23 protein-coding genes are annotated in these 25,345 nt (G+C 42.2%); 13 read left to right on the plus strand and 10 right to left on the minus strand.

Translation table 11 applies throughout. The annotated features are described in order from the left end of the window. The first annotated feature begins 51 nt into the window (after window positions 1-51). From EAG18_RS06110 to can, 3 genes are read left to right on the plus strand one after another with little or no spacing between them, the layout of a single operon-like run. Window positions 52-1,104, plus strand: a complete 1,053-nt coding sequence (locus EAG18_RS06110; RefSeq protein ID WP_125251505.1) for an ABC transporter substrate-binding protein — start codon at window positions 52-54, stop codon at window positions 1,102-1,104. A gap of 36 nt (window positions 1,105-1,140) precedes the next feature. Beyond that, on the plus strand, window positions 1,141-2,313 hold the full coding sequence (locus tag EAG18_RS06115) for a methyltransferase (RefSeq protein WP_125251558.1): 1,173 nt from the start codon (window positions 1,141-1,143) through the stop codon (window positions 2,311-2,313). Between the two features lie 14 nt (window positions 2,314-2,327). Beyond that, window positions 2,328-2,999, plus strand: a complete 672-nt coding sequence (gene can, locus EAG18_RS06120) for a carbonate dehydratase (protein WP_125251506.1) — start codon at window positions 2,328-2,330, stop codon at window positions 2,997-2,999. Between the two features lie 174 nt (window positions 3,000-3,173). Here the strand turns inward: can and EAG18_RS06125 are convergent, their stop codons facing one another. Beyond that, a complete protein-coding gene (locus tag EAG18_RS06125; RefSeq protein WP_125251507.1) occupies window positions 3,174-3,443 on the minus strand; it encodes an accessory factor UbiK family protein in 270 nt (89 codons plus the stop codon). A 194-nt stretch (window positions 3,444-3,637) separates the two neighbouring features. Between EAG18_RS06125 and rep the strand changes: the two genes are divergently transcribed. Beyond that, window positions 3,638-5,653 (plus strand): DNA helicase Rep, encoded by a 2,016-nt coding sequence (rep, locus tag EAG18_RS06130; RefSeq protein WP_125251508.1) that lies wholly within the window; start codon window positions 3,638-3,640, stop codon window positions 5,651-5,653. Here rep and EAG18_RS06135 read toward each other — a convergent pair. Next, a complete protein-coding gene (locus EAG18_RS06135; protein WP_125251509.1) occupies window positions 5,639-8,209 on the minus strand; it encodes a diguanylate cyclase in 2,571 nt (856 codons plus the stop codon). The two genes, rep and EAG18_RS06135, sit on opposite strands and share 15 nt — an antisense overlap. Here EAG18_RS06135 and EAG18_RS06140 point away from each other — a divergent pair. Beyond that, a complete protein-coding gene (locus EAG18_RS06140) occupies window positions 8,209-8,436 on the plus strand; it encodes a hypothetical protein (RefSeq protein ID WP_125251510.1) in 228 nt (75 codons plus the stop codon). The genes EAG18_RS06135 and EAG18_RS06140 overlap by 1 nt on opposite strands. Before the next feature lie 122 nt (window positions 8,437-8,558). Here EAG18_RS06140 and EAG18_RS06145 read toward each other — a convergent pair whose 3' ends face one another. Further along, the gene (locus EAG18_RS06145) at window positions 8,559-8,951 is read right to left on the minus strand and encodes a cytochrome c5 family protein (protein ID WP_125251511.1); all 393 of its coding nucleotides are present in this window, start codon (window positions 8,949-8,951) and stop codon (window positions 8,559-8,561) included. Window positions 8,952-9,233: 282 nt separating this feature from the next. Beyond that, complete coding sequence (gene elbB / locus EAG18_RS06150) at window positions 9,234-9,884, minus strand: isoprenoid biosynthesis glyoxalase ElbB (protein WP_125251512.1); 651 nt, start codon at window positions 9,882-9,884, stop codon at window positions 9,234-9,236. Between the two features lie 432 nt (window positions 9,885-10,316). Here elbB and polA point away from each other — a divergent pair, with 432 nt between their 5' ends. The 3 genes from polA (at window position 10,317) to EAG18_RS06165 (ending at window position 14,837) form a co-directional block, all read left to right on the plus strand. After that, the gene (gene polA, locus EAG18_RS06155) at window positions 10,317-13,073 is read left to right on the plus strand and encodes a DNA polymerase I (RefSeq protein ID WP_125251513.1); all 2,757 of its coding nucleotides are present in this window, start codon (window positions 10,317-10,319) and stop codon (window positions 13,071-13,073) included. Between the two features lie 677 nt (window positions 13,074-13,750). Continuing rightward, window positions 13,751-14,320, plus strand: coding sequence for a YceI family protein (locus EAG18_RS06160; RefSeq protein WP_125251514.1), 570 nt, complete (start codon window positions 13,751-13,753; stop codon window positions 14,318-14,320). Beyond that, complete coding sequence (locus EAG18_RS06165) at window positions 14,307-14,837, plus strand: DUF1285 domain-containing protein (RefSeq protein WP_125251515.1); 531 nt, start codon at window positions 14,307-14,309, stop codon at window positions 14,835-14,837. Before EAG18_RS06160 ends, EAG18_RS06165 begins: the two co-directional genes overlap by 14 nt. Before the next feature lie 28 nt (window positions 14,838-14,865). Here the strand turns inward: EAG18_RS06165 and yihA are convergent, their stop codons facing one another. Next, window positions 14,866-15,501 (minus strand): ribosome biogenesis GTP-binding protein YihA/YsxC, encoded by a 636-nt coding sequence (gene yihA, locus EAG18_RS06170; RefSeq protein ID WP_125251516.1) that lies wholly within the window; start codon window positions 15,499-15,501, stop codon window positions 14,866-14,868. Window positions 15,502-15,958: 457 nt separating this feature from the next. Between yihA and EAG18_RS06175 the strand changes: the two genes are divergently transcribed. The 4 genes from EAG18_RS06175 to EAG18_RS06190 all read left to right on the plus strand — a co-directional run bounded on the left by EAG18_RS06175 (window position 15,959) and on the right by EAG18_RS06190 (window position 19,001). Next, window positions 15,959-16,591, plus strand: a complete 633-nt coding sequence (locus EAG18_RS06175) for a c-type cytochrome (protein ID WP_125251517.1) — start codon at window positions 15,959-15,961, stop codon at window positions 16,589-16,591. A 629-nt stretch (window positions 16,592-17,220) separates the two neighbouring features. Then, window positions 17,221-17,892 carry a methyltransferase domain-containing protein gene (locus EAG18_RS06180; protein WP_125251518.1) on the plus strand — a complete coding sequence of 224 codons (672 nt, stop codon included), beginning with the start codon at window positions 17,221-17,223 and terminating at the stop codon, window positions 17,890-17,892. A gap of 6 nt (window positions 17,893-17,898) precedes the next feature. Continuing rightward, window positions 17,899-18,486 (plus strand): Der GTPase-activating protein YihI, encoded by a 588-nt coding sequence (yihI, locus tag EAG18_RS06185; RefSeq protein ID WP_125251519.1) that lies wholly within the window; start codon window positions 17,899-17,901, stop codon window positions 18,484-18,486. After that, window positions 18,486-19,001 carry a DUF2489 domain-containing protein gene (locus EAG18_RS06190; protein ID WP_125251520.1) on the plus strand — a complete coding sequence of 172 codons (516 nt, stop codon included), beginning with the start codon at window positions 18,486-18,488 and terminating at the stop codon, window positions 18,999-19,001. Before yihI ends, EAG18_RS06190 begins: the two co-directional genes overlap by 1 nt. Before the next feature lie 309 nt (window positions 19,002-19,310). On the opposite strand, the gene EAG18_RS06195 is transcribed toward EAG18_RS06190, so the two are convergent. Together EAG18_RS06195 and EAG18_RS06200 are read right to left on the minus strand one after the other, a co-directional pair. Then, on the minus strand, window positions 19,311-20,003 hold the full coding sequence (locus EAG18_RS06195; protein WP_125251521.1) for a 4'-phosphopantetheinyl transferase superfamily protein: 693 nt from the start codon (window positions 20,001-20,003) through the stop codon (window positions 19,311-19,313). A 445-nt stretch (window positions 20,004-20,448) separates the two neighbouring features. Further along, window positions 20,449-21,015, minus strand: coding sequence for an NAD(P)H-dependent oxidoreductase (locus tag EAG18_RS06200; RefSeq protein WP_125251522.1), 567 nt, complete (start codon window positions 21,013-21,015; stop codon window positions 20,449-20,451). A gap of 107 nt (window positions 21,016-21,122) precedes the next feature. Between EAG18_RS06200 and EAG18_RS06205 the strand changes: the two genes are divergently transcribed. Then, the gene (locus tag EAG18_RS06205) at window positions 21,123-22,004 is read left to right on the plus strand and encodes a LysR family transcriptional regulator (RefSeq protein WP_125251523.1); all 882 of its coding nucleotides are present in this window, start codon (window positions 21,123-21,125) and stop codon (window positions 22,002-22,004) included. A gap of 206 nt (window positions 22,005-22,210) precedes the next feature. On the opposite strand, the gene EAG18_RS06210 is transcribed toward EAG18_RS06205, so the two are convergent. The 3 genes from EAG18_RS06210 to EAG18_RS06220 form a co-directional block, all read right to left on the minus strand. Continuing rightward, entirely contained in the window at window positions 22,211-23,815 is a 1,605-nt protein-coding gene (locus EAG18_RS06210; RefSeq protein ID WP_125251524.1) for a S41 family peptidase, read from the minus strand. Window positions 23,816-23,878: 63 nt separating this feature from the next. Next, on the minus strand, window positions 23,879-24,499 hold the full coding sequence (locus EAG18_RS06215; protein ID WP_125251525.1) for an endonuclease: 621 nt from the start codon (window positions 24,497-24,499) through the stop codon (window positions 23,879-23,881). Between the two features lie 90 nt (window positions 24,500-24,589). Then, window positions 24,590-25,294 carry a hypothetical protein gene (locus tag EAG18_RS06220; RefSeq protein ID WP_125251526.1) on the minus strand — a complete coding sequence of 235 codons (705 nt, stop codon included), beginning with the start codon at window positions 25,292-25,294 and terminating at the stop codon, window positions 24,590-24,592. Between the last annotated feature and the right edge of the window lie 51 nt (window positions 25,295-25,345).

Below are 25,345 nucleotides of genomic sequence, written 5' to 3' on the forward strand. Positions count from 1 at the left end.
TGCCCATCGACTATAGTTAGCCATTATTCTCGCACAAGAAATAAGGACATAATGTCTAAGTATTTTGCAGTGTTATTGCTTCTTATCTTCAGTACCCAAATACAGGCATTAGAGAAAGTAACGCTTCAGTTGAAGTGGACGCATCAGTTCCAGTTTGCTGGATACTATATGGCAAAAGAAAAGGGTTTTTATCAAGAAGAAGGGCTTGACGTTATCATCGTCCCCGCTGATCCGAACAACCCAAATGTTGACTTTCGTGTGCTATACGGACAAGCGCAATTTGGTGTGTTTCACTCTGGTTTACTAAAACAACGGCTTGAAGGAAAACCTTTTGTGGCGCTGGCTGCATTATTACAATCCTCTCCTTACTGTTGGATGGTTAAAGCGCAAAGCGGGATATATGTCCCACGTGATTTTCAGGGAAAACGCATCAGCCACCTTGGGCATACTGAAAATGGTGAGTTGCTGATGATGTTGCAACGAGCCGGTGTAAATACCGACAGCATGTTGCTCTACTCGGGCAAGAAACCCTTTGATGATTTCATCGCTGGAAAGTTTGATGCGATGCAGGTTTATAGCACAAACGAACCTTATCAGGCACAGCAGTTGGGCGTAGCGACTCGAGAAATTTGCCCTAAACAGTTTGGCTTAAATGTCTACGCAGACGTGCTATTTACGACCGAAGCAATGTTACGCGATCGTCCGCAGCAGGTAATGCGATTTCGCCGTGCCAGCCTTAAAGGTTGGCGATATGCAATGCTCCATTTAGAAGAATCGCTTGCGGTTACCAAAGCGAACTATGCAACTCATAAGTCACTCGCACAATTGGCTTATGAAGCAGAGAAGCTCAAAGATTTTATTAGGGTTTCGGGTATCCCTATCGGAAAAATGTCAGCTGCAAAGTGGCTGTGGATAGCGCAGCTGTATCATTTGGATGTAAGCCAATTTCACGAACATAAGGCTGATTTTATTTACTCAGAAGTCAAACAAGATCCGGCCTCATTATCTTGGGTGTTGGTGATTGCCGCTGTTTTAACCTTAGTTTGTATTCCCATGTATATTCAGCTCATCTTTTCTCGGAAAAATAAGTCACATTTACGCTAGAATAAGCATATTGTATTGCTGGTGGTTGTAACTACTTTGGACTTAAGTACGCGTTTTCTACGTTTAGATAAATTATTATTTGATACTCGTCAGTATTGGCAGATCGTTGCATTTGAGCATTTAGCCATTCCTTGGCCTGAGCTTGAGTCTACGTTACTGCAACTTAGCGATCAGGCAGTACATGAGTTAGACAACAACGAGCAAGCGCATCGTGATTTCTTCAAAAGTACTATCCCTGAACTGGAGCAATTACATACCCTTTGTATGCTGCCTAAGATTGAAGGCCATCGAGATGCACTGCCATTTTGGCTAAGTAATGGAATTAAAGGGCGTAAGCTTGAGCAGCTACAAGACTTTGTTGCTGCTATAAACGAAACCAAGTCTGCTGTGCTTGAATGGTGTGCTGGTAAAGGGCACTTAGGGCGTATGCTTGCCTACCATGGTGCGCCTGAAGTCAATAGTATTGAGCTACAACAAGATTTATGTCGTCAAGGAGAGGAGAGTGCAAAACGACAGAATCTAAACCTTCACTTTCATTGTGCTGATGTACTCAAAGATGATATTCATCACCATTTTGTTGAAAATCGCCATGGTATTGCATTACATGCTTGTGGTGAATTACACCGTGTATTTATCCGCCAAGCTGTTGATAATGGAATGAAAAAGCTATCGCTTTCTCCTTGCTGCTATCACCTTTTTACACCACAACAGTATGAAGCGATGAGCGTAGAAGCTAGCGCCAGTGCGCTGAACTTATCTCATCATGATATGAAGCTAGCATTACAAGAAACCGTCACCGCACCGGGCAGAGTCGCGGCAGTTCGCAAAAAAGAAGTGAGTTGGCGACTGGGTTTTGATGCGTTGAGAAGAGAGTTGGATGGTAGTGATAACTATGTCTCGGTTCCCTCTGTGAATAAAGCCATTTTTTCAGGGACGTTTAGTGAATTTTGTTACTGGGCGGCAGAGCAAAAACAAATCACCTTACCTGCAAGCATCGATTTTGAGAGGTATGAGCTGATTGGTGGCCAGAGAAAGCAAGTTACTGACAGAATTGAGTTGGTTCGTCATTTGTTCCGTCGTGCCATTGAAATATGGTTAGTGCTAGATAGAGCTTTATATTTACAAGCATCGGGGTATGATGTTGAGCTTAGTACTTTTTGCGAAAAGTCACTCACCCCAAGGAATATTTTGATACAGGCTGAACGTTAGCCGGAGAGCCACTAATGTGTAATTCTAGTTCGAGTCCGCTGAGCCATTTACTCGATCGCAATAAGCAGTGGGCAGAGCGCACCAATGCCAGTGATCCTGAATTTTTTAAAAAGTTGTCGCAGCAGCAAAACCCTGATTATCTCTGGATAGGGTGCTCAGATTCTCGAGTACCGGCCAACGAAATTGTTGATTTAATGCCCGGTGAACTATTTGTTCACCGTAATGTTGCAAATGTAGTGGTACATACTGATCATAATTGTTTATCGGTCATGCAGTATGCAGTAGAAGTACTTAAAGTCGACCATATTATGGTAGTTGGCCACTATGGTTGCGGTGGTGTTCAAGCGGTGCTAGATAATGCAAAGTTTGGACTAATTGACAACTGGCTTCGTCATGTTGCTGATGTCAAAGAGAAGCATCAGGCAATTATTGAGCGCATAGCTGATGAGCAACAATGCGCGGCATTATGTGAACTTAATGTGGTGGAGCAAGTGCGCAATGTTTGTCAGAGCAACATTGTGCAGGATGCGTGGTTGCGTGGTCAAACACTGACCGTACACGGTTGGGTATATGGCCTTGCTGACGGATTATTAAATGAGGTTGTTGGTGCAGTGGCAGACAGTGAGCAGCTATCTTTGTGCTATGAAAAGTCGTTACTCGGTGTGAATCAACGCTATTGCTCTTAAACTGCAAGCGAACAACGGATGTCTATGATATTAGCGTCAGGCTATACAGGTTACAGCACTAATATACTGCGTCCACAAAACCTTGATGTTATACCAACAATTAAGGCTAATTGGTATTAAACACCATACAATGAGATGGCAGCAAAACACCAATGCAGTGCTGCCAGTACGGTATTACTCGTGAGAGTCTGTTTGCTTGTCAGCCAGTTGCGCTTCAAGCTGTGCTACTTTTTCTTCGAGCTCTACTAGCTTTTCACGGGTGCGGATCAATACTTTGCTTTGAATATCGAATTCTTCTCTGCTGACGAAGTCCATCTCTGATAGTTTACTTTGAATAGCTTGCTTGGTTCTGGCTTCAAACGTTTCGGCAAGGCTCTTAACACCTTGTGGCATATTGCTTGAAATCTGTTTGGCAATCTCTTCAATTTTGGCTGGGTTAATCATTTTCTTACCTTAGCTTGCGAGTCAGTATACATGTACCATCTTACCTTATGCACGAGAGGTCGAAAAGGTTCGCTTCATAGTTTTACATTGATACGGTAAACTAGCGCGCTTAGTTTATAAGAATTCCTCAACCCCTCTGCACTCAAAGTTGTAACCAAAAGTGCGCCAAGCGAGAAGATAACCGGATTAGTTGCATGAAGCTCAACCCAAAACAAGACGAAGCAGTAAAGTATATTAGTGGCCCATGCCTTGTGTTAGCGGGGGCAGGCTCTGGTAAAACCCGTGTTATTACCAATAAAATTGCCTACTTAGTACAACAGTGTGAATACAAAGCGAGAAATATCGCTGCGGTCACCTTTACCAACAAAGCCGCCAAAGAAATGCGTGAACGTGTAGCGCAAACATTAGGTAAACAAGAAGCTAAGGGGCTGTGGGTTTCGACTTTTCATACATTGGGTCTGGAGATCATAAAAAAAGAGGTTAAAACCTTAGGCTACAAGCCAGGTTTTTCTTTGTTTGATGATCAAGATACCAACCAGTTGTTAAGTGAACTGACTGAAAAAGAGCTGGAGCGTGACAAAGATCTACTTAACTTGCTAAAAATGCAGATTGGTAATTGGAAAAATGAACTGATTTTACCCGAACGTGCTATTCGAGAAGCTCGAGAGCCTCAAAAAGCGCTGTTCGCTCAGTTGTATGCCCGTTACCAGACTCAGCTTCGTGCATATAACGCACTAGACTTTGACGATCTCATCATGATCCCAACATTGCTGCTGAATCAGTCGGTTGATGTTAGAGAGCGTTGGCAGCAGCGTTTTCGTTATTTATTAGTCGACGAATATCAGGATACCAATACCAGCCAATATCAGCTCGTAAAGCGCTTAGTGGGGGAGCGTGCTCGCTTCACTGTGGTAGGTGATGATGACCAATCGATTTACTCATGGCGTGGTGCTAAACCACAAAACCTAGTACTACTAAGTAAAGATTTTCCTGGTTTAAGGCTGATTAAATTAGAACAAAACTACCGTAGTGCTGGACGGATCTTAAAAGCAGCTAATATCCTAATCGCGAATAACCCACACGAGTTTGATAAGCAACTATTTAGTGAACTAGGGTACGGTGATCCTATTCGGGTGATTGCTACCCGTGACGAAGAGCACGAAGCTGAGCGGGTAGTAGCTGAAATTATTTCGCATAAATTTATGAAGCGCACGAGTTATCGGGACTATGCTTTGCTTTATCGCGGAAACCACCAAGCTCGGGTATTTGAGAAAGCTTTAATGACCAACCGTATCCCTTATAAAATCAGTGGTGGTATGTCGTTTTTTACTCGCAGTGAAATCAAAGACATCATGGCATATTTACGATTCTTGGTAAATCAAGATGATGACAATGCGTTTTTGCGTATCGTTAATACACCAAGACGTGAGATTGGCCCGGTGACTTTAGAAAAGCTTGGCAGTTTTGCCAATGAACGTCATATTAGTTTATTTGAAGCATGCTTTGAGTCTGAACTTTTAGAGCGTATGGCGGGACGAGGGCTAAAGGCCTTAATGGGATTTGCTCGTTGGGTAGTTGAGCTTTCTGATAGAGCCACTCGGGGTGATACTTTGGAAGCCGTTAAAGATATGATCCGAGAAATCAACTACGAGGCTTATCTATACGAATCATCCCCAAGTGCTAAAGCGGCAGAGATGAGGATGAAAAATGTCTCGGAATTATATCGCTGGATCAGTGATATGCTAACAGGGGATGCAGATAATCCGGCGATGACCTTGTCAGAGGTTGTTAGTAAACTGACGCTGAGGGATATGCTTGAGCGCAATGAGGAAGAGGATGATTCTGATGCCGTGCAGCTGTTAACGTTACATGCTTCTAAAGGATTAGAATACCCGCACGTGTTTATGGTTGGCATGGAAGAAGGCCTGTTACCTCATCAAACTAGTATCGATGAAGACAATGTTGAAGAAGAAAGGCGTTTGGCTTATGTAGGGATCACTCGTGCTCAGCAAACGTTAACGTTGACTTATACAAAAAGTCGCCGTCAATTTGGTGAGCAGATCACTCCTGAGTTGAGCCGCTTTGTGCAAGAGTTACCTCAAGACGATCTGCAAATTGAAGGTAAAAAGCCTGTGGCGACACAGGCAGAACGAATGGAAAAAGGAAAATCTAACGTGGCGAATCTACGCGCTATGTTAAGAAGGGATTGATTCGTTATCAAAAGTAGGGATAAAGGCGCATGTTTCTTGCCCTTTATCTAAAGCTTGTTGCTTGCCAAAAAACAGCTGCAAGCCATGCTTTTCTAACAAACTTCTGAAATTTAATATTGCAGGTCCACGAGCAATGACTTTAATGCCTTTTACTTGGGTAACGGCCAAAATGCCCTGCAATTGAACCTCATAGCTCGTTTGCTGAAGTACACGTTTACTAAAGGTAGAGCTAAGTAGAACATAGGTAAAGTCAATTTGGCTGATCAGGGTAAGATCGCAACGATCTTTGCCAAAGTTATTTAACCCGATAGGGATCCCCATTTCAGCCAACGACTTTAAGTTTAAAATTTGCTGACTAGAAGCAAAACGAATTTCACTTTCTTCAAACAATAAGCAAAGTGCGTTACCTTCAGTGACTAACTGTTGCTTTAGCACATCAAAATGGTTGTTTTCCAACAACATGGTTGAACAGTTAAATAAAATGTCGTCATTCCGACAAGCCGCAACATCTTGAGCTTTTTTAAGTAATTGCAATTCGATCTCAAGGTGTTGGGGTTTTTCAGCTGCAAACTTCTTTAGAATATCAAAGCTTGTGCTACCTAGTACTGGGTGTTCACCAAAAGCCTCGATAAATCCGATGGGCTCTGCACTGTCCGACCAGTTGACTATCTCGGTATAGCGAAAATGTGTTGGTAGCTTATCAAGGTGGTGCTGATCATGTTGTTTCTGAGCGCTAGAGCTGGCACTGAGTAGCGGATGATAAAACTCGTAGCGGCCACGACCGGCATTCTTTGCGTAATACATTGCAGCATCTGCATCTCGAATAATTTCATCGGTATTGCGATATAGCTTGTTACTATACGTTATGCCGATACTTGCACCGCTTTGCATACATACGCCTTTGAGGCAAAATGGCTGTTGCATGACCTTGATTATCCGTTTCGCCACGTCTTCTGCTTGTTGGCGATCGGTTAGATGATCAAGTAAAACCACAAATTCATCACCTGCTAGTCTGGCTAGCAAGTCATGTTCACGAATACACTCTGAGAAAGATTGTGATACCCAAACCAAAAACTGATCGCCAGCCTGATGACCAAGTTCATCATTAATATCTTTAAACTTGTCTAAATCAATAAACAGCACAGCAAAGTTATCTTCAGGATAGCGGTGATGTTTCTTCAGTGTTTTTTCAAGTTGGGTTAAAAATAGGCTGCGGTTTGGTAGACCGGTAAGTGAGTCGTGGTGGGCGTCGTGATATAGCTGCTGCTCTATTTTTTTGCGCTCTTCCATTTGCATTTGTAAATGCAAATTCGTTTGCTGTAATTCTTTGGTCTTCTCTGCAACGCGATGTTCGAGTTGCTGGTGACTGATCTTTAATGCCTGATTTGCTAAATGAGTCTGTAATACCGATGCAATCTGATTTGATACAAACGAAATTAGCTCAACATCGTCATAGTCAAATTCATATTTATGATCATACGCTTGGCATGCTATTAAGCCAATAACGCCAGTGGCGGTTTTTAATGGAGCACCGAGCCAACTTGTCGCGGCTAAATTATGGTTGTATCCCGCTGGTCGCTCTACAATCCCCTCCATCGCGAGAGCTTTGGCTCGAGTGCTGTCGATCAGTTGACTTTGCTCTGTGCGAATAACCAGCTCGCTATATCCTTTTGCAAAAGATCTGGTTTTATAGCGAGTTTTTTCATCAACACTATAGGGGAAGGTTAGCCATTGTTCTTCTTTATTATAAAGCGCGATATACAAGTTATCGGCAAAGGTAATTGACCGGATAATGTCATGAACCTGTTTATAAACATCATCGATATCAGAAAACTGAGTTGCTAGTTCTGATATTTGAAACAAGATCTGCTGCCTTTCTAGCGCACGTTTACGATTATCAATTTCCTTGTTCAGCGCTTCATTGCTTTGCATTAACGCGCGAGTGCGTATCTTAACTTCTGACTCGAGTAATTCGCGTTTTTTGACTCTCTCGATTGCAGTGGCTAGGTATAGCGACATCACTTCAAGCAGCTCAACTTGATGCTCACTGTATGACTGTTCAGCCTCATAGCTTTGTGACACCATAACACCAATAATCGCGCCATCGCGATATATTGGCACCCCTACCCAATGTTCTGCTTGGCTACCAAGGATTTTGAACTCACCAGCCTTTGCTCGCGACAACATCTCTTCTTTGGTGAGGTAAACTGTTTTGCCAGTTTTAAAAACATGACCTGTAACGCCATCTTTGAAGTGATGTGCCTCATGTAAGGGAATAGCCACAGCATCTTTTTCATCTACAAAGTAAGAAAGTTCAAGTGCTTGTGTAAAGCGGTTTTGTAATACCACATAGAAGCTCTTGCTTGGTAGATATTGAGAAAGAATATTATGAATTGCGGGGTACAACAGGGTTAACTCAGCAACAGTACTTGCCTGTTCTGATAATTGAATTAATGTGTGTTGAAGTTGAGACTTTCTTTTATATTTTTCTAGTAAAGACTCTAATCTTGCGGCTCGTCGAGATAGTCTCTTAACCTGTTGTTGTGGCTCTTCCAATGATGAAAACCGGTTCTTATTTTTGTTTAATTATTGAGCTTAATAATTTCACTTTTAACCTAAGTGGTCAAGTGCAATTTTCTCATTCCTACAAGCTTGTTTTGTGGCTTGATCTGTCATACCAATTAGCATTAATACTTGCTCAATTTGAAGGAGTAAATCTGACGCTAACTGCGTTAAAAATTTCTTATTTAGAACAAATAAATAGTAAGCCTTTCATGCCTTAAAATAGACCGCTTAATTAAGATAATTGGTATAAATTGTCATGATATTTTAGAGAAAAAGTGCAGCGATAAAGGCTGCACTTTTTAATGTATTTTTGGTTACCATGACAGCAACGAGCTAATACCTAGTTTTTTGTCATGAACTCGATAGCTGCTGCGATTTCATCATCAGAACAGTCCATACAAGTACCACGAGGTGGCATTGCATTAAACCCATTAATCGCATGGTCTAGTAGTACTTCAGAGCCTTTGGCTAGACGTGCAGCCCAGTCATCAGCTGTTTTAGGAGCACCTAGCGCGCCAGTACCGTGACAAGCAAAACAAGAAGCTTGGTAAACTTGTTCGCCTGAGCGAGGGCCAGTTGGTACCGCTGCTGCTGCACTTTCAGCACCAGCTAAATATACTGAACCGATTGGCTGAAGGCGTTGTTTAATCGCTTCTTCAGTTAAAGAATTGTCATATGGTTGCGCAACTGCGGCTGTTGATAGCAATAAAAGTGCTGCTGAAAGTTTTTTCATTTACCTTGCTCACTTCGTTTGAACGTGTTCAATCACGATGATGGATGACGGAATTATTGCGATTATAACGCCACCTGTTCATTTATAAAACGTAAACTTGAGTATAAATGGTTAAAACCATTAATTTATTGCGTTAGGGCAAGCTTTTTGCCCAAATTCGTAGAACCACAGCCAAGTTTTGTGGTTGTCACGAATACGCTTTAAGTAAGATACGCAATTTACCTAAGAATGGATTAGAGTCTGCTAACTTGGATAAGTCTGACAGACTCGTAAATTTCTATATTAAGCCATTTCTACTAACTTTGAGATGGCTTTTTCAATTCCAGAAGCTGCCTCTAGCACCGAGGATGCCAACATATACGCTGGTGTGGATATCACTTTTTCACCTTCATCAACTACGATGTCAGATACTGTGCACTCAACATGTTTTGCTCCTAACGTATTAATAGCAGCTGCGGTATCAACATCAGAGCCTATGGTTGCAAGCGTACCTGGTGCATGAATATGTGGGATGAGCGCCGGTGCAATACATAAATATGCTATTGGTTTTTGCTGGCTGTTAAACGCACGACATGCGATTTTCATGCTTTCTAAAATCGTTGATTCGACACCTTTAAAAGCGAAATCAGACAGGTTTTTCGCGACACCAAAGCCGCCAGGTATGACAAGTGCATCAAATTCATCTGCATTGAGGGTCTCCAAATCTGCTATTTCTCCACGCGCGATACGTGCAGCTTCCACTAGTACATTACGACGTTCTTCTTGTGTTTCGCCTGTTAGGTGGTTGATCACATGGAACTGATCAATATTAGGTGCAAAACACTGGTAGCTTGCTCCTACTTTTTCTAGATTAAGTAAGGTTAGTACCGATTCATGGATCTCTGCACCGTCAAATACACCACAGCCACTAAAAATTACTGCTACTTTTTTCATTCACTTCTCCTTCTAACGTCTTGTTGCGCGCGCTATATACATAAAAAGAATTATGGCCTAATTAAAAAATTATAAAGGATCTTCTATGATCTTTGATCATTTGTGGTAGTATACTCCTCCGCTTGAGAAAATCAGGCTATTTTTTGTTCATACGTTCTAAAATGTGTGGCCAATAAAATTCTTTATCCACAAATGGCTAAAGATAATAACAACTAAAAAAGCTCTAAAAACGCAAGTAAACCAAAGCCTTATATCGTACTCTGACTTCAAGTTGAAAGTTCTGGAGCAATTTTTCGTGTTTGTCTACAAAGTTATCCACAGGCTCAACTTGCAATATCCAAATGATAGGCTAACGTGAAACTCGTTTTATCTTGTGCCTTGTGGCATCCTTACATTCTACTCTGTAAAAGACTAATTTAGGATCCAATATTTATGTCTCAGATCCCTCAAAACCCTTTGATCTTGGTTGATGGTTCTTCCTATTTGTTCCGTGCTTATCATGCGCCACCGCATTTAACTAACTCAAAAGGTGAGGCGACGGGGGCAATCTATGGCGTGATAAATATGCTCAAGAGTTTACTGAAGCAATATCAGCCTAGTCATATGGTTGTAGTCTTTGACGCAAAAGGGCCAACCTTTCGTAATGAAATGTACAGCGAATACAAAGCACATCGCCCACCTATGCCTGATGATCTCAGAACGCAGATCGAACCAATCCATGAAATTATAAAAGCAATGGGTTTGCCACTTGTCAGTATCAGTGGTGTAGAAGCTGACGATGTGATCGGCACCTTCTCTAAAATCGCCTCAGAGCAAAGTCGTCACGTACTAATAAGTACAGGTGATAAAGACATGGCGCAATTGGTTAATGAGCATGTTACTTTGATCAACACGATGACAAACACCATTTTAGATCCCGCAGGCGTGGTGGAAAAGTTTGGCATCGGTCCTGAACTGATCATTGATTATCTCGCGCTGATGGGTGACAAAGTAGATAATATTCCGGGTGTACCTGGAGTGGGTGAAAAGACTGCGCTTGCCATGCTTCAAGGGTTAGGGTCGATAGACTCACTGTATGATAATCTAGATAAAATCGCTGATTTGGGTTTCCGTGGTTCCAAAACCATGGCGAAGAAGCTAGAAGAGCATCAAGCACAACTGAAGCTCTCATACGAATTGGCAACGATTAAGCTTGATTGTGAGGTTGAGCAAGATCTAGAGCAATTTAAAATTGCAGAAATGGACAAAGATCGCCTGATTGAGCTGTATGGTGAGTGTGAATTTAAGCGCTGGCTGGCTGAGTTATTGGATGGTCAACAACAATCAGATATCGTTACCATTGAAGCGGAGGGATCTGCACCAGCGGCAGCCCAAGTAGAAACTCACTACGAAACGATCCTTACAAAAGCACAACTTGAGCAGTGGGTTAGCAAACTAAAAGCTGCTGATTTAATCGCTTTTGATACCGAAACGACCAGTGTTAATTATATGCAAGCGGATCTGGTTGGAATGAGTTTTGCTATTGCACCGGGTGAAGCAGCTTATTTACCCATCCATCATGATTACGTCGGCGCACCAGAGCAACTTACCCAAGAAGCGGTGTTTGAGGTGATGGCGCCATTACTTGCCGATCCCCAGATCAAAAAAGTGGGTCAAAATCTAAAATACGATCAAAGTGTACTTGCCCGTGCAGGGCTTGAGCTAAACGGAATCGCTTTTGATACTATGCTAGAGTCGTACGTGTTTAACAGCGTGGGAACTCGCCACGATATGGACTCATTGGCGCTTAAATATCTGGGTCATAAAACAATTAGCTTTGAAGACATTGCGGGCAAAGGCAAGAATCAACTGACATTTAACCAGATTGAGTTGGAAAAAGCGGCACCTTATGCAGCAGAAGATGCTGACATTACGCTTAGGTTACATCAACACCTTTGGCCATTAATTGAGAAAGAAAATAGTCTAAAACAGGTCTTCACAGAGATTGAATTGCCGCTATTAAGCGTGTTGTCTCGAATTGAACGCACAGGCGTACACATTGATGGTGATATGCTTGCAAAACAAAGTGTTGAGATAGAGAAGCGTTTAGGAGAGTTGGAACAGCAAGCTTTTGAAATTGCAGGTGAGGAATTCAACCTCAGTTCGACCAAACAACTGCAGGCAATATTGTTCGACAAGCTTGAGCTACCGGTGATCAAGAAAACTCCAAAGGGTGCGCCGTCAACAGCGGAAGAGGTGCTGCAAGAGTTAGCGCATGACTACCCATTGCCTAAGCTTATCATCGAGCACCGCGGTTTATCGAAGTTGAAGTCTACTTACACTGATAAACTACCGAAGTTAGTGAATGCTGATACTGGTCGTGTACATACTTCATATCATCAGGCTGTAACGGCGACAGGACGTTTAAGTTCAAGTGATCCGAATTTACAAAACATTCCAATTCGCAATGAAGCTGGTCGTCGTATTCGCCAAGCATTTGTTGCAGACACCAACAAACAAATTGTTGCAGCAGACTATAGCCAGATTGAGCTTAGGATCATGGCGCACTTATCTCAAGACACGGGGCTACTTAGCGCTTTTGCAGAAGGAAAAGATGTGCACAGTGCTACAGCTTCAGAGGTGTTTTCTGTGCCGCTTGAAGAAGTGACATCAGATATGCGTCGAAAAGCTAAAGCGGTTAACTTTGGTTTGATTTATGGCATGAGTGCCTTCGGTCTTTCGCGACAACTCGATATTCCAAGAAACGAAGCACAGCATTATATGGATACTTACTTTGAACGTTTCCCTGGAGTGCTGGAATATATGGAACGTACAAGGGAAGAAGCGGCCGAGAAAGGGTATGTTGAGACTTTATTTGGCCGACGCTTGTATTTACCCGATATAAAAGCGCGTAATGGTGCTCGCAGAAAGGCTGCTGAACGTGCTGCGATTAATGCTCCTATGCAAGGTACTGCTGCTGACATTATTAAAAAAGCCATGATTAAAGTGGATGAGTGGCTGCAAACGTGCAGCCGTGACGACATTCAATTATTGATGCAAGTGCATGATGAATTGGTGTTTGAAGTCCATAGCGACAAAGTGGCAGAGTACAGTGAAAAGATCTGTGAGTTAATGAGTGCTGCAGCATCACTAGATGTCCCGTTACTAGTAGAAGCTGACAGTGGTGATAATTGGGAACAGGCACACTAACTAACCAGAAATCGGGATAATAACCTATTCTCTTGCAGCTATTATCCCGAGCTATTGATGCACAAGTTTGCCGTGTATTGAGCAACAAACTCTGGCTAGTGTGATATTACGCCTGCTGAGCTTAGGTGACTTAGCGGATTAACTCACTGCTTACCACGAGAGGCAAAGCCGCGAACTTTATTGTATTAGCGCCGTATCATCTTTCTAGGTGATACGGTTTTTTTGTGAATGACTTAACTTATGTGTGCAAGTAAACACTAGCGGTATAGCGTCTTAAATTTGTAGCTTCTGTTAATCTCCAGTAACAAAAAAAAACTTAACGTTGAAAGTTTATCAAATTGGCTTAAGTTTTGCTTTTTGGTGTTTATTTCTGGACATCTATTTGTTAGAGTTCGCGCCGTCCTCATCCTGTAGGACATCCTGTTGATGATGTATCTCTCGTAAGAGGATACAGTGTATTGATAGCTTCTCCCCAGATTGCTATAGCGGCTCGTTATTTTGACGAGCCGTCTTTTTCTCTGCTTTAGTGTCTTCCAATTATCGTCTAAATTTCCTTTTCAGCAATAGTCTGCAACTAGGTATTAAAACCCTTAGCGAGAAGGGCTTTATTTAATTTTAACTGCGTTTTACACTGGGTGCACAAACGTTATGTTCTCTCAATTAATAAGGAAGTCGTCATGCTTAAATACCTACTGTTAGGTAGTGCACTTTTTTCTGCTCAGTCTTTTGCGTCTTGGCAGCTTGATCAACAACATAGTAATGTCAGCTTTGTTTCTGTGAAACAGACACATATTGCGGAAGTACATCATTTCAAGAAAATAGCAGGCTCGCTATCTAAGCAAGGTGAACTTGAGATCAACATTGATCTTGCCAGTGTAGAAACCATGATCCCCATCCGTAACGAGCGGATGCAAACCATGTTATTCAATGTTGCGGATCATCCACACGCGAAGATAACGGCCAATGTCTCTAAATCACTTAGTAATTTAGTTATGGGGCCTCAGACGGTCACTGGAGTTAATGCTGCGCTGACGCTTCACGGTCAAACTCAAGAGATCACCCTAGACTTGCTCGTGACTAAAAATGCTGACGGTTTAGTCGTTACTCCAGTAAACGCGGTTGTACTGGATGCAACACAGTTTGGTTTTAGTGCGGGGATTGAAGCGCTCACTAAGATCGCTGGGTTAAAAACGATTTCCACCAGTGTGCCTATCACCTTTAATTTAGTTTTTGATGAACAAAATTGATGAATTAATTGCACAGTATGTGACAGCCCATGCGCCGACAGAAAGCTGGTCGGCACCTTCGTGTGGCTTTTCCGAGATAGTGATTGATACGGATGGACGCTGGTTTCATCAAAAAAGTGAGATAAAAAGAGCATCGCTCGTTGCGTTATTCGCGAGTGTATTAAGCTATGATGGAACACATTATTGGCTAAAAACTCCGGCAGAAAGCTGCATTGTGAAGGTGATGGCACATCCTTTTGTGATTGAGCAGTGGTACTTTTGTGAACATGCTTCACGTTTGTCACTTGTTCCGTGCATCATTGCTGTGGACAACATAGGACGTGAATGGCCGATTAGTAGCATGTTTCCACTGGCGCTAGAACGAGTAAATGGCGTTGATATTCCCTTTTTGCGGCTCAATTACGGATTAACTGCTAGAGTGTCACGAAATGTCTACTACCAGTGGGTGGAGATGTTGCAAGAAGATAAAAATGGATTTTATCTAATGTCGGCAAAGACGCGCTTCTATCTCGGATAGGCGCGCCTCTATTTCGTTATGGCGCTTTTTACTCTGTAGCTTCAGTCTTGTCTTTAACAAAAGGGCCTAGGTACCAATCGTCTAATTTCCAAGCCAGCTCGTTCAAGCCGATACCTTTCAAAGACGAAAACGCATGTACCGTTATGTCGCCATTTAGTTCTGCTAAGGCACGGCGAACTTGAAGCACTTCAGCTTTGCGCTTACCTTGTTTTAGCTTATCCGCTTTGGTCAGTAGCGCAAGCACGGGTATATTGCTACTAATTGCCCAATTGATAAGATCCATATCAAGATCTTTCAGCGGGTGGCGAATATCCATTAGCACCACAATCCCTTTTAAGCATTTACGACGCTGTAGGTATTCACCCAATGCTTTTTGCCACTTCTTTTTCATTTCTAGTGGTACTTTGGCAAAGCCATAGCCAGGCAAATCGATAAGACGCTGGTCCTCGCCCAAAGAAAAGGTATTAATAAGCTGGGTACGGCCGGGGGTTTTACTCGTTCTAGCAAGCTTTTGATCGGTTAATGTATTGAGAGCACTTGATTTACCTGCATTAGAACGACCCGCAAAAGCCACTTCAATTCCAGTATCCGGTGGTAGTTTACTGATATCTGGGGCACTGGTAATAAACTGTGCCTGATTATATTTCACGCGAGATTTTAGCACGCTGACTCCTAACTGATTAAACTTTCGCGGATTGAATTGCGTATTTTATAACAGTCTGGCTGAAACCAAAAGCGTTACGCTAACAGTTATGGGTGCTGCTTTTTGAGCGTAAGGCGGGGATTGATGCGCCATTATTAATTAATCTAGGTCAAATCCCTGTAAATTATAAGCTTAATATGGGCAGAAAACGTGCCAGAGAAAGTAATATCGTGTAGAATGTAGAAATTGCAATGTCAATCTAAAGAGTATACCCATCAGTAGTCACTACTGAACGAGGCATATTTGGGTGGATCGGTGCTGTTTGGCGTTATTATTGCTGAGTACTGCATGTAAGATTCATCTGATTAAGATAACAACCTAATTTTAGTACTGATTGGTATTATTTACCCAAGCGATAAAGAGAGCGACTTTAGTTCGCATGGGTGCAAATTACAGGGTCGGAAACAGAGAATTTACCATGAAAAAAATAGCATTAACTTTAACAATGTTGCTTGGTACGTTGTCAGCAAGCAACGCATCGGCATTCGATGGTGACGCAGAAGCAGGTAAGGCGAAATCTGCAACGTGTGCAGCATGTCACGGTCCAGATGGCAACGCCCCTGTGACTATGTATCCAAAAATTGCAGGACAGCATGCCGATTATATTTACAAGCAACTGCAAGAGTTTAAGCTAGGAATGACCTCAGGTGGTAAAGAAGGGCGTATGGATCCGGTAATGAGTGGTATGGCTATGCCTCTTTCAGATCAAGATATGAAAGACTTAGCTGCGTATTTCTCTACCTTATCTATGTCTGCTGGTACAACACCTGAAGATGTGGTTGCTGTTGGTCAGCAATTATATAAAGCGGGTGATGCTGAAAGAGGGATCCCTTCTTGTGCAGCATGTCATGGTCCTCGAGGCAATGGTACATCATTGGCTAAATTTCCTAAGATATCTTTCCAGCATCCTGAGTACATCAAAGCCCAGCTTGAAAAGTTCCGCGACGGTACTCGCAATAACGATATGAACGGCATGATGCGTGACATCGCGAAAAAGCTTACTGACAAAGATATCGAAGTACTATCAAAATATTTAGGTGGACTACACTAAAGTCGTATATTGAGTTTATGGCGCTCGTTGTAAACTCCTACTATTGAAAAAAGGGCAGCACACGCTGCCTTTTTTTATATCCTAAAATGTGAGATATATCTCACTTTTTCTGTGAGATATTGTCTTTGCTTAATTGTAAGTTTTAGCTTAATTTTAAGCTTTGGTTCATTGTAAGTTAATGTAATCAATATGATTTCTGTTTGATTAAAAAATTTAAGGTAAGAAATTTGTTATTGAACAGTTGTAACTCAGGCTCAGGAGCGTAAATTATTCGTTGTCGCCAAGCAATACAAAAAAAGGGACAATGCGATACGGAAGCGTAGGTGGCAATATTTAGTATCTAGATTGATACAAAGGACTATCAAGAAAGCGTTAGGAAGACCGAAAATAAGAAATTCATGGAAGTCTCATAACAATAACAATATGGAAATGTCACGGAAGTCTAAAATAAAAACAATACGGACGACAATAAAATAAGAATAATAAGGCTTAAAAGTCGAAGGGAGAAGTGTCCAGTTGTGACGCTCAGATTAGTAGGCGGTAGAGAGTAATCTCTGCCGCCTTTTTATTTGGTTGCTTTTCGCTTACCTGATACAATAGCATTCTTATTAAGCAATTATTGTTAACCATTGCAAGATTCAACTCTGATAAGTTGTGGCCTATGTCTAGGTGAGCAGCTTGAAACCTATCACCAAGACAAACATAGACTATATTGGCAATGTCAGTGCTGCCATCTGGTTATGGCGGATCCAAATTCAAGGCTAACACCAGCGCAAGAAAAAGCGATTTATGATAGTCATGAGAATGATTTGGAAGATGCAGGCTATCGCCGCTTTTTAACTCGGGTTTCTGAACCGCTAATAGCTCGCCTATCGAAGCCAAGTTTAGGGTTAGATTTTGGTTGTGGACCTGGCCCCTTGCTTGCAAAAATGTTGGAAGAGGCAGGACATCAAGTTTCATTGTTTGACTTGTACTACGCCAATAATCCCGAGGTGCTAAAACAACAGTATGATTTTATTGTTAGTACCGAAGTGGTGGAGCACCTTGCCAAACCAAGACAGGTACTACAGCAATTATTAGCACTGCTAGATTGCGGGCAACCGCTCGTATTAATGACTAAACTCGTGATAGATAAATCGCGCTTTGCTAATTGGCATTATAAGAATGACTTAACACATATTTCGTTTTTTAGTCAGAAAACCTTTGCGTATTTTGCTGCGCAACAAGATTGTGATTTAGAATTTATAGGGAATGATGTCATCATTCTCACCAAGCGTAATACACGCCAGAATTTCGAGTAATTGATTATGACCAGAAAGAAAAAGACACGTAAAATTGCGACCAACGGTACACCTAGGTTAAGTAAAGAAAAGCTTCAAGAGTTACGCGCAATGAAAGAGATGCGTAATAAAAAAACGAAAGGTAAAAAGCCTGGTTCAAGAAATGCGCCAGACATATCACCAAAAGCGCAGTCTGAAGTGACAGCAAAAAAAGATCCTCGAACTGGAAGTAAAAAACCTATTTCTCTGGTGGTTGAGTCGCAACCGGTTAAAGAAAATACACAACCTGAAATGAAGCGTCATTTACAGCCGCAAGCGCAGTTACATAACGCCGCTGAGGTGCTGACGCCAGAGCAAGAGTTAGAGCAACTTGAAAATGACGAACGTCTAATGTCGTTACTTGAGCGCCATGAGCAGGGTGAATTACTCACAGGCAAAGATGCTAAATACTTCAATCGTGGTATTGCACGTCATCAAGAATTATGTGAACTTTTAGGTATTGATGATGAATTTGAAGAAGGTGACATGGAAGAAGATGATCCGTTAGATCAATTTATGAGTAATGACTTAGCAAATGAATGGCTAGATGATGACTTAGAGGAAGATAACAAATAATGAACACTGCATGGATTGTCGCACTTTTTATCGGCGCTGTGATCATTGCTGGTTTGGCATTTTACGCTGGTAAATTGCTATGGCAGTTGAAGGTGCAAAAAGAAAAAATTGCCAAGCATCGTGAAGAAAAAGCGATAGAATTAGAGAAATCGCGTCAACAGCGCAATAGCAAGATAGCTGATAGCGTAAACCTTATCGCCCGGGCGATGAAAGAGAAACAGTGTGAGTACTCTGAAGGCTGTCTCAGAGTCTGGGTGCTTATCTCTCAATATAGCTTTGATAATGAGGTGGATTTACAGCTAGATTACCCTGGTGTCTATCAGATGTATGAGGAGGTTAAGGAAATGCCGACTCATGACGCACGCAAGAAATACTCTAAAAAAGAAATCTATAAAATGGACAGTCAGCGCTGGCGAGCAGAAGAGCGTTTGGAATCAGAGATTTTGAAAGATTGTGAGAAATTGATCGTGCGTTTTAAAGCTGCGGCAGGCAGTGAAAACGTGGTGTTTCAATAATACCAATTTAACTCATTACTTGTTCAATTTGAAGGAGTCAATCTGACGCTAACAGCGTTAAAAATTTCTCATTTAGAACAACTAAATAGCAAAATTTTTGCCTAGTTATTGATAAGGTTTTCTCGCCTCAAAATAGACCACTTAATTAAGCAAATTGGTATAACGTAAAACTAGGGTCTGTTGACCCTTGCTATTTGATTTTTGTTCCACTGAGTGCGTTTTGGTCGCAGCGCTCAACTTGCCGCCCAGTAATCTAAGCAAAAATTGAACATAATGAATAAACGCCCAGCGGGGCGTTTATTCATTATGTCATGCTGAGGTGATATGGTATTCACACTCGGTCAAAACCAATCCTGTCGTGCATTGATAAAATACTTTGATAGTTTGACCCATGCTCAATTGTGGATGTAAATTTTCCATAAGAGTGAAATACAAGGTATGGGTATCGAATTGACTCAATTTCACTGCATCGAATCCAAAAAATCGATTTACCGTACCATAAAGTGCTTTGTAGATGCTCTCTTTAGCTGAAAAGATGACGGTTAACGGGCAATGTACGTGTTTTGCTAGTCCACGAAAGCTCTCGAACTCAGCCGGATGTAAAATTTGTCGTTGTAATTCGATTTCTTGTTTTGGCTTCATGTCTCTTTCAATATCAATACCTAAACCAATGGTATGCGTATTGTTAGTGGCAATAGCAGCAGCAATTCCACGGGTATGGGTGATACTCGCGACTACATTGTTAGGCCAAATTGGGGCGCGGTCAGAGCCGTTCAGTACGGTAAAATTATCATGACCTAATGCTGTTAAACTCGCTTTCGCGCAGATCCTTCCAGCTAAAAATTCAGCTTTTCTCTTTGCAACTGCTTTCTCTAAAGTATCAGGAAGGAAGATGTTATGTTGCTCAAAAGACTGCTCAGAATAACTATCTGGGTCAAACTGAATACAATGAAAGTGATGTTGCAAAAACGGGGTAAATAGATGGCTGTGATTGCTTTGCAAAGCTAGCTCCTGTTATTCCTGTCCATAATGCCAGTTTGCGAGCTATCTACTTAGCCTAAAGTTGAGAAGAGCTGGCTGATTGCCCTGTAACGTTCACTGTAAATACTGGCGAGCATGTTTAGTGAGATTAATACAACAGGCGATAAAACCGGCAACCAAAGAGGTGTTCGTTATCGAAACTTAGCGTTATATCAATTTTCTTAATTAAGTGGTCTATTTTGAGGCGAGAAAATCTTGTCGATAACTAGGCAAAAATTTTGCTATTTAATTGCTTTAAATAAGAAATTTTTAACGTGGTTAGCGTCAGATTGACTCCTTCAAATTGAGCAAGCATTAAGTCAAATTGGTATTATTACCTGTTTGGTTAAAGTTGTCATTTGCTTTGGACGCTTAGTGTGCATGAGCTAAACGTCCATAGCAAGATATATGCAAAGCTATCTGTCCGTTATTTTAGTTTACTTGCAACAGATACTAGTTGCAGAGCAAGGTTAGAAACTTTTTCTGCTAGATCTGGGTCTTTAATTTTACCTTGTTCGTCAAAGGTATTAAATGCACTTGGAACCGCGAGCTGATCTGCCAGTACTAGGCTGCCAATTCCTGATAGTACGTCACGAACATGGTTTAAACCACGCAAGCCGCCAAGGCCACCGGGTGATGCGGCGTAAAGTGCAACAACTTTGTTTCTAAACGCAGGTACTGCACCTTGCTCTGTACGCGATGCCCAATCAATTGCGTTTTTGAGCGCGGCGGTAAATGAGCCGTTGTATTCAGGGCTAGCCAATAGGATCCCATCGGCATTACGAAGCTTTTCTTTGAGTAGTTGAACACCTTGTGGTGTACCTTGAGCTTCTAGATCTTCATCAAACATTGGAATATCTAAATCCCGTAATTTTACGACCTCTACCTCGGCACCACTTTCCAGTGCATAATTTGCCGCGGCTTGAATGAGAAGTTGGTTATAGCTGTCTTTTCTTAAACTGCCTGCCAGAGCGATAATTTTAGCTGTAGTCATCTTGCTTATACCTTATTTTGTTTCGTTGAATTTATAGTAGCAAAATTTCACTTGCATAAAAGCTGAATAAACGCAAAGCTTGTGTGCATATATGCACAGAGGTGGTTATGGATAAATTCACAGATTGGCAAGATCTCAAAGTCGCTTACACAGTAGCGAAGCTCGGCACGCTGTCTGCAGCAGCTGAGTATCTGCACATACATCACAGTACAGTACTTAGGCGTATTAATAACTTAGAAAAAGAGTTAGGTACGCGTTTGTTTCACCGTCATGCTCGTGGCTATCAAGTGACACAAACGGGGGAAAAGCTGTTAGCAACGGCGACGATTATCGACGAGCGTTTGATGGAATTGAGTACATCAATCGTTGCATCAGATAGTCAGCTAAGAGGCAAGCTATTAGTGACGACAGTCAGTGGTTTTATGGATATATTGTCAGAGCCTTGTCTTGCTTTTCAGCAGCAGCATCCCCAGGTGCAACTAGAAGTGTTGCTTGATCAAAAGCGTTTGCGGTTAGATCACGGTCAAGCACATGTTGCAGTAAGAGCCGGATCTAAACCGGATGAACCAGATTACGTGGTGCAACAATTGACTACTTTAGAAGCTGGATTATACGCGTCCTCCGATTACATTAAGCGTATGGGAATACCGACGACAGTAGACGCACTACAGGGGCATAATTTCGTCTCGGGGGTGACTGGTTTTAATGCTAGAGTCCCTTATTTTGCTTGGGTCGATGAGCATATTGCAGAGTCTCAAGTCACCTTCAGAGTATCTGAAACATCAGATGCTACACGGGCAATTGTGAATGGCCTTGGTATTGGCGGTGTTCAGCACAATGTTGCGAGACGCTACCCTGATTTACTGCCGATACTAAAAGAGGAGCTAAGGTGGTGTAGTCAGGTATGGTTAGTCACCCATGTATTAGTACATCGCACAGCAAAAGTACAAGCGTTATGTGAGGTGCTAAAGCGCCACTTTAACAACTGACAGCTCTTTAGCGCACGCTTTTCTTTTTTGCTTAGATTATTAGGCGGTAAGTCGAGCAACCATATTTAGGATAAAAAAATCAAACAGGAAAGGTTAACAGACCCCAGCTAGTTTGGCTTTTTATGCTTGCTTATTAGGAAGCGCAAGTAAGTGCATTCTCGCTCGCACTTCCTGTAGACAGTAGCGCAATTAATACAATATGCGGATCACTGTGACTCCTTTGGCTTCAGTAAGATTGCGTTATCGCGTAGAGGGTAATGTGGCAACGTCACAGCATTACCTGGTCTATCTCCTTGTCCATATTGCGTAGGTGCAAGCCTCGGAGCTGATTGGATAGCCTCAGGACATTTACCAGTATCTATATGAGAGAGTGCAGCGGCGAGCAAATCTTCATTTTGACTGCCGAGTGACTCTGAGAAGTCATCAGCCACAATACAACCTGGTACTTGTGACGACAAACCTATCTCACCATTACTGGACGCTCCTGAGGGTGTAAAGCCATCAGCATAGTCATCGAAGCCTTTGGCATTTTCTGAGCCAAACTGAATTGTGTAGTAAACTGTGCCGCAATTTTGTGCTGGTACAAATCCGTATGGTTTACCTCTCGTAGTGGTGCCAATGAGAAACACCTCAACATCAATACCACGTAATCCGTTGATCACATTCTCGCTTGCAGATGCTGTGCCTCGGCTTGAGAGGATATACACTCTAGGGAGGGAAACAGTTGGTAAATTGGTCGATGTAAAGGTGTTTTCAGCCCAGTTAATTACTCTGGACTCGAACTCTGTACGTTCTTCTTCTGCGGTGCGCTTGTCGTTCAAGGTACTAAACGTAAACGTTTTGTTTAGGCTATTATTCCCAGCAATCATATAACCTAGCTGAGCCGCCATAATTACACGACCCCCGCCGTTGTAACGCATGTCTAGTATTAGGTCATCGATTTGTCTTGTTTTGAATAGGTTGAACGCCTCGATTAGACCATCTTGAGCGGTTGGAATAAACTGATTAAATTGCACATACCCTACTTGCTTACCCGCGTAGTTAATAATTTGAGCATTTTGAATGGGGGATGTTTTGAAATCTACAGAGGTCAAAGTAACCGATTTTTGGTTACCTGCTTGGTCTTCAAATACGAACTCATGCTGTTCACTTTGAGCAGGAGACAGCCCTGCATTGAGTGTGGCACTGTCAGAGCTGGAGATAAAGTCGACTCCATCAATGGATAATACTTTATCGCCTCGTTGAATGCCTGCGGCAGCGGCGGGAGAGTTTGGCTCCACCGCAGCAACGGTAAAGTTGCGTGGCGGTAAAGTAGAGATTACTGCCCAGCGAATACCATAGCCAGTTGTGAACCCAGCTTGCGCTTGCTTTTGGAAGCTATCGTAAGACTCATAAAAATGAAATTGATCTTTATCGTTACCTGAAGGCGTTTTTTGGTTCGTTTTCAGTTGATCAAAGTAATCAGTAACCGTGTCAAATTGTGCAGGGTCGTTGTCAATGACCTCGTCATACCATAAGTAAGTTTCGTTGGTAAAAGACCGGAGCCACATCTTTTCGTGCATAGCGGTACCAACCTTATCGGGATAAGGTTGGTCGTTGTTGAATTGGTCGGTGCCAGTGCGTGGCGTTGCACAGTAATTAATGAACTGGCTCGAAGGTGAAAATTGGTTAAATGTCCAAATTGGCGGCTCGGTTTGCCCAGTATTATTGCCAGGGTTGTCAGTGCCTAAGGAGTCGCTACCGCCGCCTCCGCATGCTGCTAATACTAGGCTTATCACTGTTGATGCGAAAACTAGAGTAATACGTTGCATCGTATTTACGTTCCTGTTTTAGTTGTATAACTAAAAGCTAGCATCGCTTTGCTCATCTAGCAATCACTGTTTCTGCCAAGCTGTGAATAACTTTCGTTGTTGAGTCGATATTTTCAAACCATAGGTTTTTTCCATATAAAAATAGGCGTCAGCAATGCGTTTTCTTGCATAGTAAGGCGGCTCGATACGACGTAGTTTAAAGTCGATTTTAACAGGGCAAGCGCCATAATTTGCTTCGGTATTAGGGAGCATAGAAAAACGGTAATTAGATCTATCACCATTTATTTCGCCGATAGCAGGGGCGAGGTTGTGAATGTCAGCTTCCATTTTTCTAAACTTTTCACTCACTTTTCGACAGTGTTTTCTACCTCCCTGTTGCCAACATTGCAGTTGATGACCAAACTCCCATGCCGAGACTATATGCTCCCATTCAATGCGATTTGCTCGAGCATTTTCTTTACCGTTTCTTGTATAAGGCAACCTAGCGGCATACCCACAGCTTGTGGTGTCGGGTACCAGCTTTTTACCCCGCTTGGTGATACCACAGTTACAATATAAGGTGCGGCTATCTTCAGTGATCTGTTTTGAAAGATATTTCTTAGCTTGTGAGAAAGAGCTGAAATCTTGCGCACTGGCGGTTAGTGCAAAGAAGTAGAGCACTATAATGTAGAAAAAGCGTGACATAACCTCTCACCTTAGGGTGGAATACAGGGAATATCACTATATCAAAAAACTCATCAATACTAACAACTAAATAGGGCGGTACACGCCGTATTATGTATACCGTCGGCGTTTACGCCAAGGAGGAGACTGTAGTAATAGCAATAAACCGGTTATGCAGAAAAAGACGCTTGTTGCCGCAAATGAGACAAGTAATGGGTTATTAAAGTCCTCACGTTCGTCGTAATCCATAATGTGTAACATCCAGAAAAAATCGAAAATACGCCAAAGGCTGCTACGCACAGTAATGACTTCTCCATTGCTTGCGCTCAGATAAAGTGTGGTATTGAGCGCATCACCATACTCAACTTTCCATACGTTTTTTCTATAACCTATTTCTCTAGGCCCTTGGGTAAGGTGTGTCGCGCTACTCACCTGTGCAGTGATTAATACATGTTTATCAGCTTGCTGAATTATTTGCATTTTACTAGGTGCTGCCAGAGGGGCGCCAGTTATGCCATTAAATACTTGTGTCTCGTCATGATTTAGTTTGATGATAGGTAAACCAAGAAAGTGACTAAACTGGATATGCTCCAACTTCGTTGACTGCTGTACTAATTTATTGATGTCAGCACGATAGTCAGCAGAGGAAAACGGATTATCGAGTTTGCGCAAAGCAAGATGTTTGCCATGCACTTTTTCTAGAGGAATAGCACTCATCACTAAGCCCCCAAGCAGCCAGGCAAAAATCTGGAGGAAGAGTAAGTAGCCAAGATATTTATGGAGTTTACGGGCAGGCTTTAGCAGTTTTTTAATCATCACAATATGTTATTCTAGTTATTCGTGAATATGATAACGATAACATACGCA

This window comes from Pseudoalteromonas sp. J010 (assembly GCF_003934235.1).
GTDB classification, from domain to species: domain Bacteria; phylum Pseudomonadota; class Gammaproteobacteria; order Enterobacterales; family Alteromonadaceae; genus Pseudoalteromonas; species Pseudoalteromonas peptidolytica.

Excerpts from the sequence above, each read along its gene's own strand:
- EAG18_RS06110 (WP_125251505.1), top strand. The coding sequence starts at position 52 with ATGTCTAAGTATTTTGCAGTGTTATTGCTTCTTATCTTCAGTACCCAA.
- can (WP_125251506.1), top strand. The coding sequence starts at position 2,328 with ATGTGTAATTCTAGTTCGAGTCCGCTGAGCCATTTACTCGATCGCAAT.
- EAG18_RS06125 (WP_125251507.1), bottom strand. The coding sequence starts at position 3,443 with ATGATTAACCCAGCCAAAATTGAAGAGATTGCCAAACAGATTTCAAGC.
- rep (WP_125251508.1), top strand. The coding sequence starts at position 3,638 with ATGAAGCTCAACCCAAAACAAGACGAAGCAGTAAAGTATATTAGTGGC.
- EAG18_RS06140 (WP_125251510.1), top strand. The coding sequence starts at position 8,209 with ATGATGAAAACCGGTTCTTATTTTTGTTTAATTATTGAGCTTAATAAT.
- EAG18_RS06145 (WP_125251511.1), bottom strand. The coding sequence starts at position 8,951 with ATGAAAAAACTTTCAGCAGCACTTTTATTGCTATCAACAGCCGCAGTT.
- elbB (WP_125251512.1), bottom strand. The coding sequence starts at position 9,884 with ATGAAAAAAGTAGCAGTAATTTTTAGTGGCTGTGGTGTATTTGACGGT.
- polA (WP_125251513.1), top strand. The coding sequence starts at position 10,317 with ATGTCTCAGATCCCTCAAAACCCTTTGATCTTGGTTGATGGTTCTTCC.
- EAG18_RS06160 (WP_125251514.1), top strand. The coding sequence starts at position 13,751 with ATGCTTAAATACCTACTGTTAGGTAGTGCACTTTTTTCTGCTCAGTCT.
- EAG18_RS06165 (WP_125251515.1), top strand. The coding sequence starts at position 14,307 with ATGAACAAAATTGATGAATTAATTGCACAGTATGTGACAGCCCATGCG.
- EAG18_RS06175 (WP_125251517.1), top strand. The coding sequence starts at position 15,959 with ATGAAAAAAATAGCATTAACTTTAACAATGTTGCTTGGTACGTTGTCA.
- yihI (WP_125251519.1), top strand. The coding sequence starts at position 17,899 with ATGACCAGAAAGAAAAAGACACGTAAAATTGCGACCAACGGTACACCT.
- EAG18_RS06190 (WP_125251520.1), top strand. The coding sequence starts at position 18,486 with ATGAACACTGCATGGATTGTCGCACTTTTTATCGGCGCTGTGATCATT.
- EAG18_RS06200 (WP_125251522.1), bottom strand. The coding sequence starts at position 21,015 with ATGACTACAGCTAAAATTATCGCTCTGGCAGGCAGTTTAAGAAAAGAC.
- EAG18_RS06205 (WP_125251523.1), top strand. The coding sequence starts at position 21,123 with ATGGATAAATTCACAGATTGGCAAGATCTCAAAGTCGCTTACACAGTA.
- EAG18_RS06210 (WP_125251524.1), bottom strand. The coding sequence starts at position 23,815 with ATGCAACGTATTACTCTAGTTTTCGCATCAACAGTGATAAGCCTAGTA.
- EAG18_RS06215 (WP_125251525.1), bottom strand. The coding sequence starts at position 24,499 with ATGTCACGCTTTTTCTACATTATAGTGCTCTACTTCTTTGCACTAACC.
- EAG18_RS06220 (WP_125251526.1), bottom strand. The coding sequence starts at position 25,294 with ATGATTAAAAAACTGCTAAAGCCTGCCCGTAAACTCCATAAATATCTT.